The sequence below is a fragment of the Cytobacillus sp. ABV4_503 genome, from assembly GCF_056158445.1.
Map to the genome: position 1 here is coordinate 333,261 of NZ_JBSWTH010000001.1, position 17,095 is coordinate 350,355.

At 39.7% G+C, this 17,095-nt stretch carries 14 protein-coding genes, 1 pseudogene and 1 riboswitch; of the genes and pseudogenes, 11 read left to right on the forward strand and 4 right to left on the reverse strand.

Annotated features, from left to right (window positions below; genetic code table 11):
- Positions 1-79 precede the first annotated feature (79 nt).
- The 5 genes from ACXAD1_RS01795 to modA all read left to right on the forward strand — a co-directional run bounded on the left by ACXAD1_RS01795 (position 80) and on the right by modA (position 6,179).
- On the forward strand, positions 80-1,051 hold the full coding sequence (locus ACXAD1_RS01795; RefSeq protein ID WP_474909265.1) for an NAD(P)H-dependent flavin oxidoreductase: 972 nt from the start codon (positions 80-82) through the stop codon (positions 1,049-1,051).
- A 174-nt stretch (positions 1,052-1,225) separates the two neighbouring features.
- Entirely contained in the window at positions 1,226-1,822 is a 597-nt protein-coding gene (locus tag ACXAD1_RS01800) for a dienelactone hydrolase family protein (protein WP_474911274.1), read from the forward strand.
- 312 nt (positions 1,823-2,134) lie between these two features.
- A riboswitch (cyclic di-AMP (ydaO/yuaA leader) is annotated at positions 2,135-2,285 on the forward strand.
- 126 nt (positions 2,286-2,411) lie between these two features.
- A complete protein-coding gene (locus ACXAD1_RS01805) occupies positions 2,412-3,674 on the forward strand; it encodes a cation:dicarboxylate symporter family transporter (protein WP_370224159.1) in 1,263 nt (420 codons plus the stop codon).
- Positions 3,675-3,909: 235 nt separating this feature from the next.
- Positions 3,910-4,470: a DUF4256 domain-containing protein gene (locus ACXAD1_RS01810; RefSeq protein ID WP_474911275.1), complete on the forward strand. Its 561-nt coding sequence runs from the start codon at positions 3,910-3,912 to the stop codon at positions 4,468-4,470.
- A 902-nt stretch (positions 4,471-5,372) separates the two neighbouring features.
- The gene (gene modA / locus ACXAD1_RS01815; RefSeq protein ID WP_474909266.1) at positions 5,373-6,179 is read left to right on the forward strand and encodes a molybdate ABC transporter substrate-binding protein; all 807 of its coding nucleotides are present in this window, start codon (positions 5,373-5,375) and stop codon (positions 6,177-6,179) included.
- Positions 6,180-6,428: 249 nt separating this feature from the next.
- Here the strand turns inward: modA and ACXAD1_RS01820 are convergent.
- The 3 genes and pseudogenes from ACXAD1_RS01820 to ACXAD1_RS01830 all read right to left on the reverse strand — a co-directional run bounded on the left by ACXAD1_RS01820 (position 6,429) and on the right by ACXAD1_RS01830 (position 9,476).
- Positions 6,429-8,072 (reverse strand): annotated as a pseudogene (locus ACXAD1_RS01820) (hypothetical protein).
- A 2-nt stretch (positions 8,073-8,074) separates the two neighbouring features.
- The gene (locus tag ACXAD1_RS01825) at positions 8,075-8,854 is read right to left on the reverse strand and encodes an ABC transporter ATP-binding protein (protein ID WP_206844959.1); all 780 of its coding nucleotides are present in this window, start codon (positions 8,852-8,854) and stop codon (positions 8,075-8,077) included.
- A 211-nt stretch (positions 8,855-9,065) separates the two neighbouring features.
- Entirely contained in the window at positions 9,066-9,476 is a 411-nt protein-coding gene (locus ACXAD1_RS01830) for a VOC family protein (RefSeq protein ID WP_474909267.1), read from the reverse strand.
- 92 nt (positions 9,477-9,568) lie between these two features.
- On the opposite strand from ACXAD1_RS01830, the gene ACXAD1_RS01835 reads away from it, so the two are divergent.
- The 4 genes from ACXAD1_RS01835 (at position 9,569) to ACXAD1_RS01850 (ending at position 13,142) form a co-directional block, all read left to right on the forward strand.
- Positions 9,569-10,228, forward strand: coding sequence for an RNA polymerase sigma factor (locus ACXAD1_RS01835; RefSeq protein WP_474909268.1), 660 nt, complete (start codon positions 9,569-9,571; stop codon positions 10,226-10,228).
- A 32-nt stretch (positions 10,229-10,260) separates the two neighbouring features.
- Positions 10,261-10,794, forward strand: coding sequence for a GNAT family N-acetyltransferase (locus ACXAD1_RS01840; protein WP_474909269.1), 534 nt, complete (start codon positions 10,261-10,263; stop codon positions 10,792-10,794).
- 97 nt (positions 10,795-10,891) lie between these two features.
- Positions 10,892-11,371, forward strand: a complete 480-nt coding sequence (locus ACXAD1_RS01845) for a GNAT family N-acetyltransferase (protein WP_370224149.1) — start codon at positions 10,892-10,894, stop codon at positions 11,369-11,371.
- Positions 11,372-11,522: 151 nt separating this feature from the next.
- The gene (locus ACXAD1_RS01850) at positions 11,523-13,142 is read left to right on the forward strand and encodes a metal ABC transporter solute-binding protein, Zn/Mn family (protein WP_474909270.1); all 1,620 of its coding nucleotides are present in this window, start codon (positions 11,523-11,525) and stop codon (positions 13,140-13,142) included.
- Between the two features lie 324 nt (positions 13,143-13,466).
- Here the strand turns inward: ACXAD1_RS01850 and ACXAD1_RS01855 are convergent, their stop codons facing one another.
- Complete coding sequence (locus ACXAD1_RS01855) at positions 13,467-13,877, reverse strand: MerR family transcriptional regulator (protein WP_474909271.1); 411 nt, start codon at positions 13,875-13,877, stop codon at positions 13,467-13,469.
- Positions 13,878-14,118: 241 nt separating this feature from the next.
- Here ACXAD1_RS01855 and ACXAD1_RS01860 point away from each other — a divergent pair, with 241 nt between their 5' ends.
- Both ACXAD1_RS01860 and ACXAD1_RS01865 read left to right on the forward strand, forming a co-directional pair.
- Positions 14,119-15,159 (forward strand): NAD(P)-dependent alcohol dehydrogenase, encoded by a 1,041-nt coding sequence (locus ACXAD1_RS01860; protein WP_474909272.1) that lies wholly within the window; start codon positions 14,119-14,121, stop codon positions 15,157-15,159.
- A gap of 442 nt (positions 15,160-15,601) precedes the next feature.
- Positions 15,602-17,050: an alkaline phosphatase PhoX gene (locus tag ACXAD1_RS01865; protein ID WP_474909273.1), complete on the forward strand. Its 1,449-nt coding sequence runs from the start codon at positions 15,602-15,604 to the stop codon at positions 17,048-17,050.
- Positions 17,051-17,095: the final 45 nt, after the last annotated feature.

Consider the following 17,095-nt stretch of genomic DNA (forward strand, 5'->3'; position numbering starts at 1 on the left):
GATTATAGTATCAGGTATTATATTTATCACTATTCAATTAACCCCATTCGCACAATAATGGAGAAGAAATAATTCGACGATGAAATGGGGTATTCTTTTGAGATTTCCACAATTAAGAATTGGTCATATGAAGCCTAAATTTCCAATCATGCAGGGTGGTATGGGCGTAGGCATTTCTTTAAGTGGCCTGTCGTCAGCTGTTGCGAATGCCGGAGGGATTGGAACTATTTCCGGAACAGGAATCAGCATCGAAGATTTAAGATTACATATTAGAAAGGCTAAGGCATCTCTCAAGGGTGAGGGCTATATTGGGGTGAATGTTCTTTTTGCCATGAATGATTTTGCTGAAAAAATGAAAGCGGCGATTGAAGAAAAGGCTGATTTCATTATTTCAGGTGCTGGGATATCACGAGATATGTACAGCTGGGGCAAAGAATCTGGCACACCGGTCATCTCGATTGTTTCATCTGCAAGGCTGGCTAAAATGTCAGAACGGCTTGGTGCTTCTGCTGTTGTGGTAGAGGGCAATGAAGCGGGAGGGCATTTAGGGACTGAAAGACCGCTGTTCGATATTTTACAGGAAGTCGTGGAAGCCGTTAAGATTCCTGTCATTGCTGCTGGAGGTATCATGACAGGAAGAGATATCGCTCATGCCATTCATATCGGTGCTTCCGGTGTTCAGATGGGAACAAGATTTGTCGCAAGTCACGAATGTGATGCACCATTATCCTTTAAAGAAAAGTATGTCCATGCCAAACAGGAAGATATCGTCATGGTGCAGACCACCGTAGGACTGGAAGGCCGTGCCATTAAGAACAACTTTACAGAGCAGATATCTGACAATAAAAAGGTGAAAATAAAGAAATGCATCGATTGCCTGAAAAACTGCTCTTATCGCTTTTGCACAATGGATTCCTTGATAACTTCCATGGATGGGGACTGTGAGAATGGTCTCGTATTTGCAGGGGCAAGAGTCCATGAAATTAACGAAATCCTGCCTGTTCAGACGATCATCAATAACCTTAGAACGGAATATGAAGCTTGTGTATAATTTCATAATGGTGAATTGCTTCAAGTCTGGCTGCCAAATAGGCGGCTTTTTTGATTTAAAGGGTGTTTAGATGATGAAGGAATAAATCATTAAATATAGAATATCTTTTGAATGGAATAAGTGTAAAGAATGGATCGATGAATGGGAGAAGAAATATGGAGAAAAAGGGTCGTAATCATGAAAAGGCAGAGTAATTCAAATTCTTTAATCCTCGTAATCCACGAAATCTATGGAATTAATCAGCATATAAAGAGTTTTTGCGAATTACTATTAAAGCAGGGTTTTGATTTGATTTGCCCAAATTTATCAGAGCGAGAGAGACCTTTTGAATATACTCAAGAGGAAGCCGCTTATCGTCATTTTATGGAACATGTAGGATTCTCCAGCGCTGCCCGAAAAATTAAAGATTTATTATTAGATGTTAAAGATGAATACGAAAAAATATATATCATTGGATTTAGTATAGGTGCAACTGTTGCCTGGCTTTGCAGTGAAGAAGATTGTGTGGATGGAATAGTTGGATACTACGGTTCAAGGGTTAGGGATTATTTAGAGTTAACACCACAGTGTCCTGTAATGCTATTCTTTCCGCAAGATGAGCAGTCTTTTAATGTTGACGAGTTACTATTAGCTTTAGAAAAAAAGAAAATTGAAGTACATAAATTTACAGGAAAACATGGATTCAGTGATCCTTATTCCTCTAGATATGATGCAAAGTCAGACCAAGAAGCATTTAGCAAAACGATGGATTTTTTATTGCATGTTGATTGAGTATTATAAAGCTAAGGTGAGTGTTATCTAGGGGAATTTTAATAAAAGGTTTACAGGCTCGTTCAATATTCTTAATACAAAGCTGCTAATTTAGATATAGCGGGGATAGCATGAGTGGCTATCATTGTATTTGGCGCAGGCGGAGCCAAATACTTTTTTGTTTTGCTTGTACAAAGGTTGATTATTATACAAAGTGAAAGAGCTGAAAGTTCATTGATTTCAGCTTTTTTTAGTGTTTTAAAGTGACCATTTAGTTTACTTCCGGTAATACTTAACTATTTACAAAAATTATCTTGAAATAATATAATGATCTAGTGATCTATGCTTAATCTTATTTTAAGAACGGGGGACCCAATATTTACAGCGGAGTTTCCGCTTGGGGTGAATCCTATCGATGGAAGGGCTTACTGTTTCCACAGTCCTAACCCGAAAGCTAACCTCGTCAGCGTTTAAGGAAACAAAAGAGAATATGAAATAGTGTGAATTGACAAAATCCGCATTTTTGTCGATTTTCTTTTTTATCAGGATCATCTTTGTTTCCCTTGCCTGCGCAGCACGTATAAAACTAAACAAGAAGGTAGGGTAATTGATGAAAAAAATTAAATTAAGTTTAGCCACTCAAATTTTTATCGGTCTTATTTTAGGGATCGCTGTTGGCGGTATTTTCTATGGAAGTGAAGCGGCGCAAAGTGTCCTTCAGCCGTTTGGCGATCTTTTTATCCGCTTAATTAAAATGATTGTTGTTCCCATTGTACTATCAACAATAATTGTTGCCATTGCGGGTGTTGGAGACATAAAGTCCGTTGGTAAGCTTGGCGGGAAATCATTGGCTTATTTTATCGGCATGACCATGGTTGCCATTGTGGTTGGCCTTATTGCAGGTAATGTGATTCAGCCTGGTGCCGGCCTGAATATGGACAGCCTGCAGCAAAGCGATATTTCAAGCTATGTTGAAACCAATGAAGAGCAAGAGGGCAAGTCGATAGCGGATACCTTTTTGCATATAGTCCCAACAAACCCGGTACAGGCGATGGTGGAAGGCGATATGCTGGCGATCATCTTCTTTGCCGTTGTATTTGGCCTTGGAATTGCAGCAATTGGGGATAAGGGAAAGCCGGTATTGAGATTCTTCGAAGGTACTGCCAAGGCGATGTTCTATGTGACAAACCTATTTATGAAGTATGCACCAATCGGGGTATTTGCCTTAATTGGTGTAACGATCTCCAAGTATGGCTTTGCCTCACTGATTCCATTGGGCAAGCTGGCGCTTACTGTATATGGATCCATGATTTTCTTTGTTCTTGTTGTGTTAGGAGTTATGGCCAAAGTTGTCGGGTTCAGCATCTTTAAATTACTGAAGATGATTAAAGAAGAATTAATTTTGGCCTTTTCAACTGCAAGTTCTGAAACAGTGCTTCCAAGAATTATGGACAAAATGGAGAAGGCGGGAAGCCCGAAACATATTGCTTCATTCGTAATTCCAACAGGCTACTCTTTTAACCTGGACGGATCGGTTTTATATCAGGCCATTGCCTCTTTATTTATTGCACAAATGTTTGGCATAGAATTAAGCATAGGGCAGCAAATCACATTAATGTTAGTACTGATGGTTACATCAAAAGGAATGGCGGGCGTGCCAGGCGTATCCTTTGTCGTGCTGCTGGCTACATTCAGCACAATTGGATTGCCTGCAGAAGGCCTTGCCTTTATTGCCGGCATCGACCGTATCCTTGATATGGGCCGAACAGCCGTTAACGTGGTGGGGAATTCACTTGCGGCGATTGTTATTGCAAAGTGGGAAGGTCAATTTAACCCTCCAGCAGAAGAAAGATTTGAGCAGCAAGCTTCATAATAGATTGGAAAACACTAACAAATGGCAACGTATTTGTTAGTGTTTTTTTTGTTTTTTGTGGCATTCCATAAAGAGGGAAAGGCGGAGCAGGTTCGGACAGAAAAGCGGGAAACCGACGAGAATGAGTCCGAAGGTGGTTTATGTAAAGTTAATGATGCTCCACTTTTATCAAATAGCCCTTAATGGTCATAATTATATTATAATGGAGTAAAAACTAGGAGGAGTTAACTTGACAATGGGAAATATGGAGCTGTCACCAGAACAGCGTGATGAACTGCTGGAAACTCTGAAAGCGCGTTTTGAAAAAAACATGCATCGCCATGAAGGTGTGGAGTGGGCTGATGTACAAGATAAGCTCGAAGCCAATCCTGAAAAATTGTGGTCACTCAATGAAATGGAAGGAACTGAAGGTGAACCGGATGTTGTCCGCCATGATCAAGAGACCGGCGAATACATATTTTATGATTGTTCAGCTGAAAGTCCAAAAGGCCGCAGAAGTGTCTGTTACGACCGTGAAGCGCTGGATGCACGGAAAAAACACAAGCCGGAAAACAGCGCTATGGATTTGGCAGCTGCCATGGGCATTGAGCTTTTAACAGAAGAGCAATACCGGGAGCTTCAGGAGCTTGAACATGTAGATAAGAAAACCTCCAGCTGGGTGCAAACTCCTGAGAATATCAGAAAACTTGGCGGGGCTATCTTTTGTGACCGCCGCTACGACACTGTTTTTGTGTATCACAATGGAGCCGATTCCTACTATGGTGCAAGGGGTTTCCGCGGCTCGCTGAGGGTTTAGATTCGAGGAATATCTAAGTGTAAAGATAAAAGGGCAGTAGTGCACTCAGACTGATTGAGGCGTTGATCCTGGAAGGGATTAACGCTATTTTTGTGGAACTACCTTAATAAGCAGATAATGAATCCATATTAAAAATTACACAATAGAGGTAATCACCCATGATTTATGGTAGATTTTGTTTTTATCAATTTTTTTTATTTTCCATACTTTTTGTTATTAACATCAACTTTGATAAATACATCAGCAAACCCTTTACACGTGTTGATTTAATTGCCATATGTATAAGTGTGCCTGTCCTAATCATTCTTTTTATCGTTGTAAGTAAGTTATACAGCCAATTCGAGGTTATTAGTTTGCGAAATAAAATATTCATTTCAATACCTATCTTTATAATATCAGCCCTATTTATAGGGTTTCTTGAGCAACTGTACTTCTAACTGATTTTTAACATCTGAGGGTGTTTTTAATACCCCTTGATGCTTAAATACGTATTGAAAGGTCTGAAATGGAGTGGAACTATTTTGAGTAATGAAAACCATTTAAAATTGGAAAAATGGCGAGCAAAATATGGAGCATTATTAATTGCGTCACGTTGTTTATTTAGTTTAATCAACAGCTGATATAAGAATTGGATTCTTACCGGTATATTGGGATTAGGTGTTTTAATTTGTGGAACATTAGGGATTTTTGATATAAAGCACGGGGTACAGTGAAAATATAAAAATGAGTAATTTTTTCTGTTTTAAATCAGCTGCCTTATGGCAGCTTTCTATTTTTGATGTAAAGCCTTCAGATGGGGCCATATGTTCTTGCCCGGAGATCTGACACAATGGCCTGGCCGCTGATAACCAGAGCAATAGCAGTTATAATCAGATATAACTAATTAGAAAGGGAGATTCATAATGAAAAAGCAATACCTGTTATTTTCGTTAATAGTACTTTTTTTATTATTGGCTGGTTGTTCAAACAGTGACCAGTCTAAAAATACAGGAAAGGAGAAGCAGGAAGAAACTGGAGAAAAAGTGGAATTGACTATTTCGGCAGCAGCAAGCCTGCAGGATGCCTTGACAGATATTGAAGCAAGCTTCGAAAAAGAGCATCCGAATATGCTAGTAAACTTTAATTTTGGAGCATCTGGCTCTCTTCAGCAGCAAATTTCTCAGGGAGCCCCTGCTGATCTTTTCTTTTCAGCTGCAGAGGATAAATTTGATAAATTAGTACGGGACGGACTTATTGAAGAAAAGAATGGAATTGATATAGTTGGAAATGAACTTGTTCTGGTGGTGCCGAAAGAATCAGCAAAGGGAATTAAATCATTTAATGACCTTACTGAAGCAGATAGATTGTCTATCGGCACTCCAGAGTCTGTTCCTGCAGGGAAATATGCGAAGCAGTCTTTAGAAAATATGGGTATTTGGAAAAGCATAGAAGAAAAAGTGGTGTATGCCAAAGATGTTCGGCAAGTACTTACATATGTAGAGACAAATAATGTGGATGCTGGAATTGTTTATAAAACGGATGCATTAATATCTGAAAAAGTTAACATTGTGGACACGGCAGATGAAAACACTCATGATGCCATTATTTATCCTTTAGGTGTGGTTAAGGATACACGACATCCAGAGGAATCCAAGTTATTCTATGATTATCTTCAAAATGAAAATTCAATGAGTATTTTTGAAGAGTATGGGTTTAAAGGTCTTAAATAAGTTAAATAGTCACCAGTTGTAATGGCTGCCGGAGTTACCAGGAAAAACACAAACGATCCCAGCCAGAAGATTAAATTAGAAGGCATTCCCTTTGCGGGATGTCTATTTTTATTGCAGGAGAGCCGGAATTCGCATAAAACATCAGGTGACAGTAAGAGGCAAAAAAAGAGCTGCCAAAAGTGGCAGCTAAAAGACGCTAAGCGGCTAGCCGATATCAAAATGACCATCCTTTGAAAAACGTCCTGCAGGTTATTTTACAATCTGTTCCCAAGTAATATTGAAAGCCAGCTTCCAAAAAATGCCCAGGCAAATAATCGCAAGCACCAAATACAGATAGATTCCATACGGCAATAGAGTGCTGGCGAAATGAAGGCCGGCAAATAAGGCTACAATCAGCATCAATCCAAATATAATGGCACTATTGCCGTTTTGATTGTACTCATCAAAAGACTCCGAAAAGGGCAGGGTTTTCTTTAGAACCATAAAACAAATGACCGCATATAGACAGGCACTGATAAATACAGCGACAAGATCAGGCAGAATTTTTGCCCCGAACAGGAAAAGGAATAGTGCACTTAGAAGCAAGTAAACTGGCAAATATAACTTAAAGATAAATGCCTTGATGGTACCGCTGAACACCGGCTTTAGCTGTTTGAGTGGAGCAACCCGGTAAATAAAGGCACCCTTATATTTCCCTGAATACTTTAGAAGAATCATGATGGTCGGAATGATGATCAAGCTAAAATAAATCGTTAAATAGGACTTGCTGTCAGATAGCTGTGCAAAATCTTCACGAAGAGTATTCATGATAAAAATAAACGGAATTACGATGGAAAAACCCAGAGACGGATAGGCCTTCAGCTTAAAGTCCCGCTCATTCCTCATCATGCTGCCGGCAAATCGGAAAACGGCTCATTCTTCAGGTGAGCGGCAAATGGTGCTGAGAAGGAATTGTCCCGCTTTACTCCGTTTCGTTTCTTTGGCTTTTCCATGATAAGCAAGCTTTTGCAGGTTTTGCTCGAAGGTGCTGGTAAATTTCATATAAATCCAGATGGACAGGATCGGAACAATGAGTCCTAATGCTGAAAAGATGAGATAAAACGGCTGGAATGTGCCCTTCATTATCATTTCGATATTTGCCCCAAACCACATTGGAAAGATGAATATCTGCCACCACTTTGGCTGAAGCGAAACCGTTAAGTCAATTAACTCAAAAGAGCGAATAAGCAATTGATAGCCAACCATGATCATAAGGGACAGCCCAATTTGGACATAGTTGATGAGATCTTTTAATTTTTCCCCGTCAAAAAATCGCAATATCGATAAATAGATCAGTGCGGTTAAACCAACAACCAATAAATCAATCAGGATGATGTTTACGGCAGCAATCAGGAAAAATAAGAGCCCATTTTTGATAAGTCCCACTATCAAAGGGATTCCCGTAAGCGCAATGGTAAGGAAAGAAAGATAAATCGTAACATGAACCATTTTTGCCGTGCTGATCGTTTTTCGGTCGACCGGCTTTGGAAACAGGATGTTGCGGTCCCGGATATCCAGTAAAACCGAAGAGAAATCAGAAATCATGGAGGTCATAACGAAAAAGGTGAAAATCCCATAAAATAGGCTCATCTGGAAAAGATAATTGTCTCCCATTAGCACAAATGGAATCAAAAACAGCCCAAACAATACGTAAATCCATAAAGATTTTATGTACTGATTGTTCTTTTCTTTGTTGTCTTTTTTTGCATTCTGCGAGAAAATGGTGGGCACACGCCGTCCATCCATCGTTAACTTTACTTGCAGGAGTCTTCTCATTATCTTGTAATCTACGCCAAAGCTGTTGAAAATCCGCTCAAAACGATCCAATAGTTTAAGAGTGCGATAGTCCTGCATCCCTACATCTCCCTTACGATCGAAACAAATCTGGCACCAAGTTCCTTATGTTCACTGAATCCCGTAAGCTGGTTGAAAATCTGTTCAAGTGAACCTTCCGTATTTTGCTGCCTTAACTCTTCAAAGGTGCCATCAGCAGCAATTCTGCCTGCATGCAGGAGAATAATGCGGCTGCTTATTTTTTCGACCACATCCATAATGTGAGAAGAATAAAAGATCGTTTTTCCCTGTTCAGCAAGCTGTGCCATGATTTCTTTGAATATCATGACACTATTTGCATCCAGGCCATTGATGGGCTCATCAAAGAACAGAAGTTCCGGATTATGCAGTAAGCTCGAGATAATGAGAAGCTTTTGGCGCATTCCTTTTGAATAAGAAGCGATCCGGGAATGGTAGACTTCCCCTATGCCGAATAGTTCCATCAGGCTTTTTGCCTTATCACTGGCGAGGTCCGAATCGAGACCATACAATTCGCCAACAAAGGTCAAATATTCCTGGCCGGTCAAAATATCGTATACTTCAGCGATTTCCGGCACGTATCCGATTTTTCTTTTATAATCGATATTTCCATCCGAAATATCCTGGCCAAAGATTTTGACCTGTCCTGAATAGTCATCTTCAATGCCAAGCATGATTTTGACAGTGGTGCTTTTTCCAGCGCCGTTCGGGCCGATATACCCGATGATTTCCCCGCTTTTTACCTGAAAAGATACACCATTCAGCACGGACTTCGGACCATATTTCTTTCTCAAATCACTAATCTCTAATATAACTTCCCCCATCACCTTAACCCCATTTCTAAATTATTCCATTAATTCTAGTGTAACATTAGATTTGTTGTTTGCTAAAGGGGGATTTGGGAATTCCTTTTTTATTAATTGCGATGTAAAGCTGAGGGGATAAGAATTCAAGGTTAATGGAGCAGGGAGTATCCTCGCAGGCTAAAAGCCAGGTTAGTGGAAGCACATCGTTGGCTGCTTCCACTATTTACGTTTACAAATTGTCTTTATGGTACGGCGAATTCAGTTCTTCACTTACTGCACTGAAGGCATTCCCATCAAGGTCAAAGAAATCAAACCCTTTCATCATCCCATAATCATGAATGTCTGTTGTTTCCACTCCATTTTGTTTCAACCGATCGTAAGCTAGCTGGATGTCATCTACTTCGAAATTATAATAGACGTTTTTATTTTTCCCTTTGACAGTAAATTCTGTTGGCTGAGGCTTTTCTACCTTGATTAAAGCAAGACCTGTGGTGTCAGTCTTAAAAACATAGCCCACACCATGATCAGCCCCGTTTTCCTGCCACTCATCTACTTTCGTTAGACCAAGGTTTACTTCATACCATTTTTTTGACCTTTCCAAATCCGTAACCGGAATAAAAATACTGCCGACCTTAAACATGCAAGATCACACTCCTTATTTTTTGTTCCTATACAAACGATTATAATAAAAGAAAAGTTACAAATAATGAAAATATTTTTTTTGGAGGAAAAATGATTACTGAATCTTTAACTGTTGAGGAAATTTCTCTGAGGCTATATAAATATTGTTTATCCTTAACATCCTCAGAATGGCTGGCCGAGGATCTAACCCAGGAGACAATGATTAAATGGATCAGAATAAGAGAAAAAGAGCCAGACCGGGTGATGAACATAACTTATTTGTACACCATTGCCAGAAATATTTATATTGATGAAAAGCGCAAGAAAAGTGAAATTCTGACGGACCCTCATGAATTATTCGCGAAAAGCTGGGATTTTACGGAGTGGGACAGTTTAGTAGAAATCTTATATTGTACACTTCCACTCCGTCAGGCAATGCTAATAACGTTAAAAGATGTGTTCCAATATACCTCTGAAGAAATCGCCGCAATGCTGAGAGTCAGTAATGAATCCATTAAAACAGCCCTTCACCGGGCAAGAACTTCATTGAAGAAAAGTACTTCACTAGTTACTGGAAAACAGCCATTCAATGACAATTTATTAAAAGAATTTTCATTAGCCATTAAAAACCAGCAGCCGTTAAAGATATTTTACTATTATCGACTGCTGCAGACAGAACATTTCAAGGTAATTGCCAATAGAGAGACGGGTTTCCATGCCATTTTTATTTCAGATCCTGATGGAAATATTCTTCAGATATTATCAAGATAGTGTATAGCTATAGAAGGTAAGGGGAGAAAACGGTGATACCGACTTTAGAGACTAAAAGATTGAAGCTGAGAGAAATCTTGAAAGAAGATGCTGAGGGTATATTTGCTTGTTTTTCAAATGACAATGTGACTCGTTACTATGGGCAGGAAACATTAGAAAAGATGGAACAAGCTGAAGCATTTATTGACTTTTTTGCAAATAGCTGCAGGGAGAAAAAAGGAATGCGCTGGGGAATTGAACTTAAAGGGAAGAAAGGAATAATAGGGACTGTTGGCTTCAATGCATTGTCTCTCAAACATAGGCGGGCAGAAATAGGATATGAGATACATCCTGAACATTGGAGAAAAGGCTATACTTTCGAAGCTGTATCGAAAGTTATTCAATATGGATTTAAGGAGCTGGAACTTACTCGTATTGGGGCAGTTGTATTTATGGATAATAAGGCATCTAATAAACTGCTGACTAAAGCCGGGTTTCAAAAAGAGGGTGTTCTAAGAGATTATATGCAGCAAAATGGAGAAGCACACGATACCTATGTATATTCAATTCTTAAAGATAAAAGGTAGACTCTGCATAGGAGAATTAAGGTGAAACCTTGGCAGGCAGGTGGCTTATTCATTACAAAGACGAGGAAGAAGAGTTTATAACATTTGAGGTGGCTGAATGAAAACTTACGCAGTTGAGGATTTACCAAAAAATAAAATAATAGAATTTTTTAAACTGCATTGGGGAAGCCCGGAAATGGTTACATCCAGTGGGATTCATGATTGCAGTGCACTGGATGGTTTTGCTGTTATAAATGAAGAAGACAAAATCTTTGGCTTAATTACTTACCTAATTATAGATAATGAATGCGAAATTATATCCTTAGATAGTATGGAAGAAGGGAAGGGGATAGGTACATCGTTAGTTCAAGAAGTAGAAAATCTTGCTATCAAGAAAAATTGTAAAATCGTTAAACTTATAACAACAAACGATAATTTATTAGCATTAAAATTTTATCAGAAACGAGGATTTATCCTGTCCCAAATTATTCTAAATGCGGTTGAGAAAGCAAGGAAGGTAAAACCCGAGATACCCTTAATTGGAAATGATGGTATTCCAATCAGAGATGAAATTGAATTGATAAAGGTATTGAACTAATGGGTGCTTATGCAAAATTAGCTGCTAATATAGCAGCTTTTTCTTTTTAAACAAAGGAGTTGAAAGGGTACAGTATCAAAATCGTAATGATTACTATTTACAAATCGTAATCATTACGATAAAATATTCCCTAAGTAAAGGGGGAATAACATTGTTAAAAAGATTCGCAGGTTTACTTAGTTTATTTATAGTCATCTTTACGCTGGCTGCGTGTGGAGGAAAAACTGCAAACAGCAGTGAAAGTGAGAGGGAACCAAAAGGATCCAGCAAAGAGTTAAAGATTTATACAACCGTATATCCTCTTCAGTTTTTTGCCGAACAAATCGCAGGAGATCAAGCTTCTGTGGAGTCTATTCTGCCACCGGGATCAGACTCGCATACATATGAACCAACCACCAGCGATATGATAAAAATATCTGAATCTGATGCTTTTATTTATAATGGGGCAGGTTTGGAATCATACGCAAACAAAATCTCGGAAACTATTCAATCTGATGACGTCAAGGTACTTGAAGCATCAAAAGAAATTATCTTGGAAAAGCATGTACATGACCATGAAGGAGAGGATGGCGGCCATGAGCATGAAGAAGAAGGCAGTCATGAGGACGAACATGCTGGACATAATCATGGGGATCAAGATCCTCACGTTTGGCTGGATCCTATTCGATCTATTAAACTGGCAGAGCATATAAAAGATTTATTAGTTGAATTAAAACCTGAGCAAGAAGAGATTTTTAACCAAAACTTTGAGGAGCTGAAAGGGAAGCTCGAAAACTTAGACCAGGACTTCCGTACACAGCTTGGAAATTTACCTGAAAATAAAATTATTGTATCTCATGCTGCTTATGGCTATTGGGAGAAAAGCTATGGGATCGAGCAAATCGCAGTATCCGGTTTGAGCCCTGCTAACGAGCCCTCACATAAAGAGGTGCAAAACATCATTAAGACTGCTGAAAAGCATGGTTTGAAGCATGTATTTTTTGAACAGAATATAACTCCGAAAGTGGCAGACATAGTTAGGAAGGAAATTGATGCAGAGGCTTTACGTATACACAATTTATCGGTTTTAACAGAAGAAGATATAAAGAATAATGAGGACTACTTTACGCTCATGCTGCACAACTTAGAGGAACTGACAAAAGCTTTATCAGTACCATCATCCAAGAGATCATCTGAAACAAATGAAGAGGATGAACATGATCATGGCCATACTCATTCCCATAATGAAGAAACAGCAAAAATTTATGAAGGATATTTTGAAAACAGTCAAGTGAAGGATCGATCCTTATCCGACTGGGAAGGTGACTGGCAGTCAGTATACCCATATCTTCAAGATGGCACCCTTGACGAAGTATTTGCTCATAAAGCAGAGCATGGGGGTGAGATGACAGCTAAAGAATATAAGGAATATTATAATGAAGGATACCAAACAAATGTTGGACGAATTCAGATACAGGGGAATAAGGTAACGTTTTTCAAAAACGGAGAAGAATATTCTGGGGAGTATATCTACGATGGGTATGAAATTCTGACATATGATGCGGGAAATAGAGGGGTTAGATATGTATTTAAACTAGAAGCAAAAGCTGAAGGTCTTCCTCAATATATTCAGTTTAGTGATCATAGCATCTATCCGACAGCAGCTAGTCACTATCACCTGTATTGGGGTGACGACCGGGAAAAATTGCTGGATGAAGTTACCCATTGGCCTACGTACTATCCATCTGACATGGATGGCCATGACATTGCCCATGAAATGATGGAGCACTAAAATACGGAGCAGAATAGGAGGATGATGAATTAAGAGATTCATTATTACGTACTAAAAGAAGAAACTGGTTCTGCAGAATATCAGATAGCAAATTAGATGAAAAATATGCTTTGAACTTCACGATGAAATCAAAAAGAAATCTAGTATGTAAGGCAAGAAACTAGAATGTTCCCGGCTCTGAAGAAAAGGCCCATTTTAACATTGCAGATTGCGGCAGATTCTATTTTTTCTATAATCAAGAAAAACATGATTGGATGTTTACTGTAATTTTTATTAGATCGCTTTTAAGTTAAAAAGTGCCGCCTGTATTAAATACAGGCGGCTTTAGCTATTAATCTCTATTTTATCTTCTTTATGAATATCTTCCGTTCCGGCTTCCAGTGCAGTCTTGTAGTATAAGCATTTATGCTCGATGACTTCCATTGTTTTTCTTAGTTCTTCCATTTGTGCTTCTACATTTGCTTTTCGCTCCAGAAACATGTCATATCTTTGCTGCAGTGTGGCATCCCCTTCAGAACACCAATCAATGAAATTTTTAATCTCTTTAATAGGCATTCCGGTGCCTTTCAGGCATTCAATCACTTTTAGAGCACTAAGATCGGATTCTTTAAATAAACGGTTTCCGCTGGGGGTCCGTTCTACAAAGGGCATCAGACCTTCCTTATCGTAGTAGCGTAGGGTATAAACTGTCAGATTCAATTCTTTTGCCACTTCGCTGATTGTGTATGTCTTCATTATTTATCTCCTATTCTTATAGATTAGACCTAGAGTTAACTATAAGGTATGACGTGAGAATATCATGGTATTTAACTAATGTCAAAGTCACTTTACTGGGATTGAAAAAATAGAATTTATCACTTGACCTAGAGTTAACTATAAGCTTTAACATGGTGGTGAAAAGAGAAAAACGATGGGAACTTAATTGATTTCTATTAAAACTATCATTCTCTTAAAATATTCTCGGGAGGGTTTATTCATGATAACTGCTAAAGCGCGGGCTGTTGATGGTCCGGACAAGCCGTTTAGAGCGGCTGAAATCAAAAGGCGCGATCTGGATTTGCATGATGTTCTGATTGAAATTAAATATGCTGGCATATGCCATTCTGACATTCATACTGCTCATGGGGAGTGGGGCCCTGTGAACTATCCGCTTGTACCCGGGCATGAGATTGCAGGAATTGTTGCGGAAGTAGGAGCTGAGGTTACAAAGTACAAGGCAGGAGACCGGGTAGGAGTCGGATGTATGGTTGACTCCTGCGGTGAGTGTGAAAACTGCCGTAAAGGAGAAGAACAATACTGCCTCAAAGGAAATATCCAAACCTATGCTGGTGTGGACAAATACGGCGAGCCTACTCAAGGCGGATATTCTACGCACATTGTAGTACAGGAAGAATTTGTACTCAGAATTCCTGACAGCATTGAGCTTGACGCGGCAGCCCCGCTGCTTTGTGCGGGTATTACCACTTATTCGCCGCTAAATCATTGGGAAGCTGGGCCAGGAAGGAAAGTAGCGGTTGTCGGTATGGGCGGCCTTGGCCATATGGCTGTTAAAATTGCACATGCCATGGGTGCAGAAGTGACCGTCCTTTCGCAAACATTGAATAAAAAAGAAGACGGCCTGCAATTCGGTGCAGATCATTACTTTGCCACAAACGACCAGGAAACGTTCAAAAAACTTGCCGGAACGTTTGACTTAATTATTAACACGGTAAGTGCAAAGATCGACATAGATGCTTACTTCTCGCTGCTCACGCTTGATGGAACATTGGTTAACGTAGGTGCTCCTGCAGAGCCATTGTCAGTCAATGTGTTCTCGCTCATCGGCCATCGCCGTTCCTTTGCGGGTTCTATGATTGGAGGCATCCGTGAGACTCAGGATATGCTGGATTTCTGTGCAAAACATAACATCGCTCCAAAGATTGAAGTCATTACAGCTGATCAAATAGATGAAGCTTACGAGCGCGTATTAGCATCAGATGTGAAGTATCGATTTGTGATTGATATCAGCACAATGTGATGTGTGAATGATAAGTTAATCATTGTAAGGTGTCTTGAAAGGCTGGCTTTCAAGACACTTTTTTTTTCGAATGATCGTACAAAAATAGCTTATAGTATTGAAGTTGTTCTCCAATAATTCTCAGTAGTATCATTTCAGCCCCAAAGGACAGATAGATTCCATATGAATAAAGTACTGACGAAAAGCAGGTCAAAGTTTTGATGTTGTTTTTATTTATAAGTCCTTTTAATTAGATCCTGAATCTATGAAAATGTAAATCTTTTTAACGCCTATTTCAAGAAGCAAACCAGTTCATTAATGAGAAATTAATCGGTATTTGTAATAACGTTTTTACTAAAGCCTTACATATATTTAATATTCATTTAAGAATAGTCTGATAACTTATGATAGTGGATACGGAAGCAAAGAATCATAAGTCATCAAATTATTTATCAGGAGGCGGATGAGATTGAGCAATAGCGGCATGAACAGACGGGATTTTTTAAAAGCTGGAGGAGCAGGTACGTTAGCAGTTGCTTTAGGAGCATCGGGGGTCTATTCTTTAGGCGGCATCACAAAGACATTGGCTGCAGCACAAGGGAACAATCCAACTAGTGGTTTTGGCGGATATGGCCCATTAGTAAAGGATCCAAATGGAATATTAGATCTTCCTAAAGGGTTCCATTACAAAATTATATCCAAAACGGGCGATAAAATGTCAAACGGTGACCTCGTGCCTGCAATGCTTGATGGAATGGCTGCTTATAGAGGTGAGAAGAATACTACTATTCTTGTACGCAATCATGAAAACAGCACAAATTCTCAATACCCTGTAAACGGAAAAAATCCTTGGAGCAAAGGTGCGGCTGGAGGTACAACCGCATTAGTCGTTGGTTCGAACCGAGAAGTTATTCAGGAGTATGTGACAAGTTCTGGTACAATTCGCAACTGTGCCGGCGGCTCCACCACCTGGGGGACTTGGTTAACATGTGAAGAGACAAGGGAATTGGGACATGGCTTTGTTTTTGAAGTCAATCCGCTTGATCCGGAAAACGAACTGTCGAAAACCCCAATCCGTGATATGGGTTACTTCTCTCATGAAGCCTGTGCAGTCGATCCTGCGACAGGGATATGGTATCTGACAGAAGATGCGAGCCCAAGCTTCCTATATCGGTTTACTCCAAATGACCGCACCCAGACTCTCGGCTCTCTTCAAAAAGGAGGGAAATTGGAGGCATTGGCAATCGATGAACTTCCGGCATCTAAAGCAAGTTCGTTTGAAAAAGGACAAAAATTTGGCGTCGTTTGGAAGGAAATCAATCCTGAACGCGCACAGCAGGATGCCAAAGACAAGGGCTGTATTCAGTTTAGCCGCTTAGAAGGTGCGTTCTTCTCTGCCGGTGTGTTCTGGTTTGACGATACGAGTGCCGGGGATGGCAGCCTTGGCCGTGTTTACCGCTACTTTCCTGCTACAAATACATTAGAACTTTTTTATGAATCTACTGATAAAAATGAATTGGAAATGCCAGACAATATTTGTATGAGTCCCTGGGGTGACCTTTGGATTGCAGAAGATGGAGGCGGGAATGATAGAATCATTGGCCTGACACCTGAGGGAAAGGTGTATACCTTTGCTGAGAACACATTGAATGGCTCTGAATTTGCCGGACCGGCATTCTCCCCTGATGGAAATACGTTCTTTGTAAATATTCAAACCCCAGGTATCACATTTGCGATTTGGGGACCATTTGCAAGGCGAAACTCTGCCCGCCAAAAAGCCATGGGACATGCTGCTCCGCCTGCCGGCCTCGGCCCGATTGTGTCCGGCAAAGTCGCATCACTTGCCGAAGAGCAAGGAGTGAGCATCCTGGAAGCAGCTGCATTAGAGCGTCATGGAGTGCCTATTTTATAACTGCTATATTTAGATGAGTTTTAATGTAAATTCTCTGGAGGTTCC

Excerpts from the sequence above, each read along its gene's own strand:
- ACXAD1_RS01805 (WP_370224159.1), top strand. The coding sequence starts at position 2,412 with ATGAAAAAAATTAAATTAAGTTTAGCCACTCAAATTTTTATCGGTCTT.
- ACXAD1_RS01825 (WP_206844959.1), bottom strand. The coding sequence starts at position 8,854 with ATGGGGGAAGTTATATTAGAGATTAGTGATTTGAGAAAGAAATATGGT.
- ACXAD1_RS01835 (WP_474909268.1), top strand. The coding sequence starts at position 9,569 with ATGATTACTGAATCTTTAACTGTTGAGGAAATTTCTCTGAGGCTATAT.
- ACXAD1_RS01865 (WP_474909273.1), top strand. The coding sequence starts at position 15,602 with ATGAGATTGAGCAATAGCGGCATGAACAGACGGGATTTTTTAAAAGCT.
- ACXAD1_RS01830 (WP_474909267.1), bottom strand. The coding sequence starts at position 9,476 with ATGTTTAAGGTCGGCAGTATTTTTATTCCGGTTACGGATTTGGAAAGG.
- ACXAD1_RS01795 (WP_474909265.1), top strand. The coding sequence starts at position 80 with ATGAAATGGGGTATTCTTTTGAGATTTCCACAATTAAGAATTGGTCAT.
- ACXAD1_RS01855 (WP_474909271.1), bottom strand. The coding sequence starts at position 13,877 with ATGAAGACATACACAATCAGCGAAGTGGCAAAAGAATTGAATCTGACA.
- ACXAD1_RS01810 (WP_474911275.1), top strand. The coding sequence starts at position 3,910 with ATGGGAAATATGGAGCTGTCACCAGAACAGCGTGATGAACTGCTGGAA.
- ACXAD1_RS01860 (WP_474909272.1), top strand. The coding sequence starts at position 14,119 with ATGATAACTGCTAAAGCGCGGGCTGTTGATGGTCCGGACAAGCCGTTT.
- modA (WP_474909266.1), top strand. The coding sequence starts at position 5,373 with ATGAAAAAGCAATACCTGTTATTTTCGTTAATAGTACTTTTTTTATTA.
- ACXAD1_RS01845 (WP_370224149.1), top strand. The coding sequence starts at position 10,892 with ATGAAAACTTACGCAGTTGAGGATTTACCAAAAAATAAAATAATAGAA.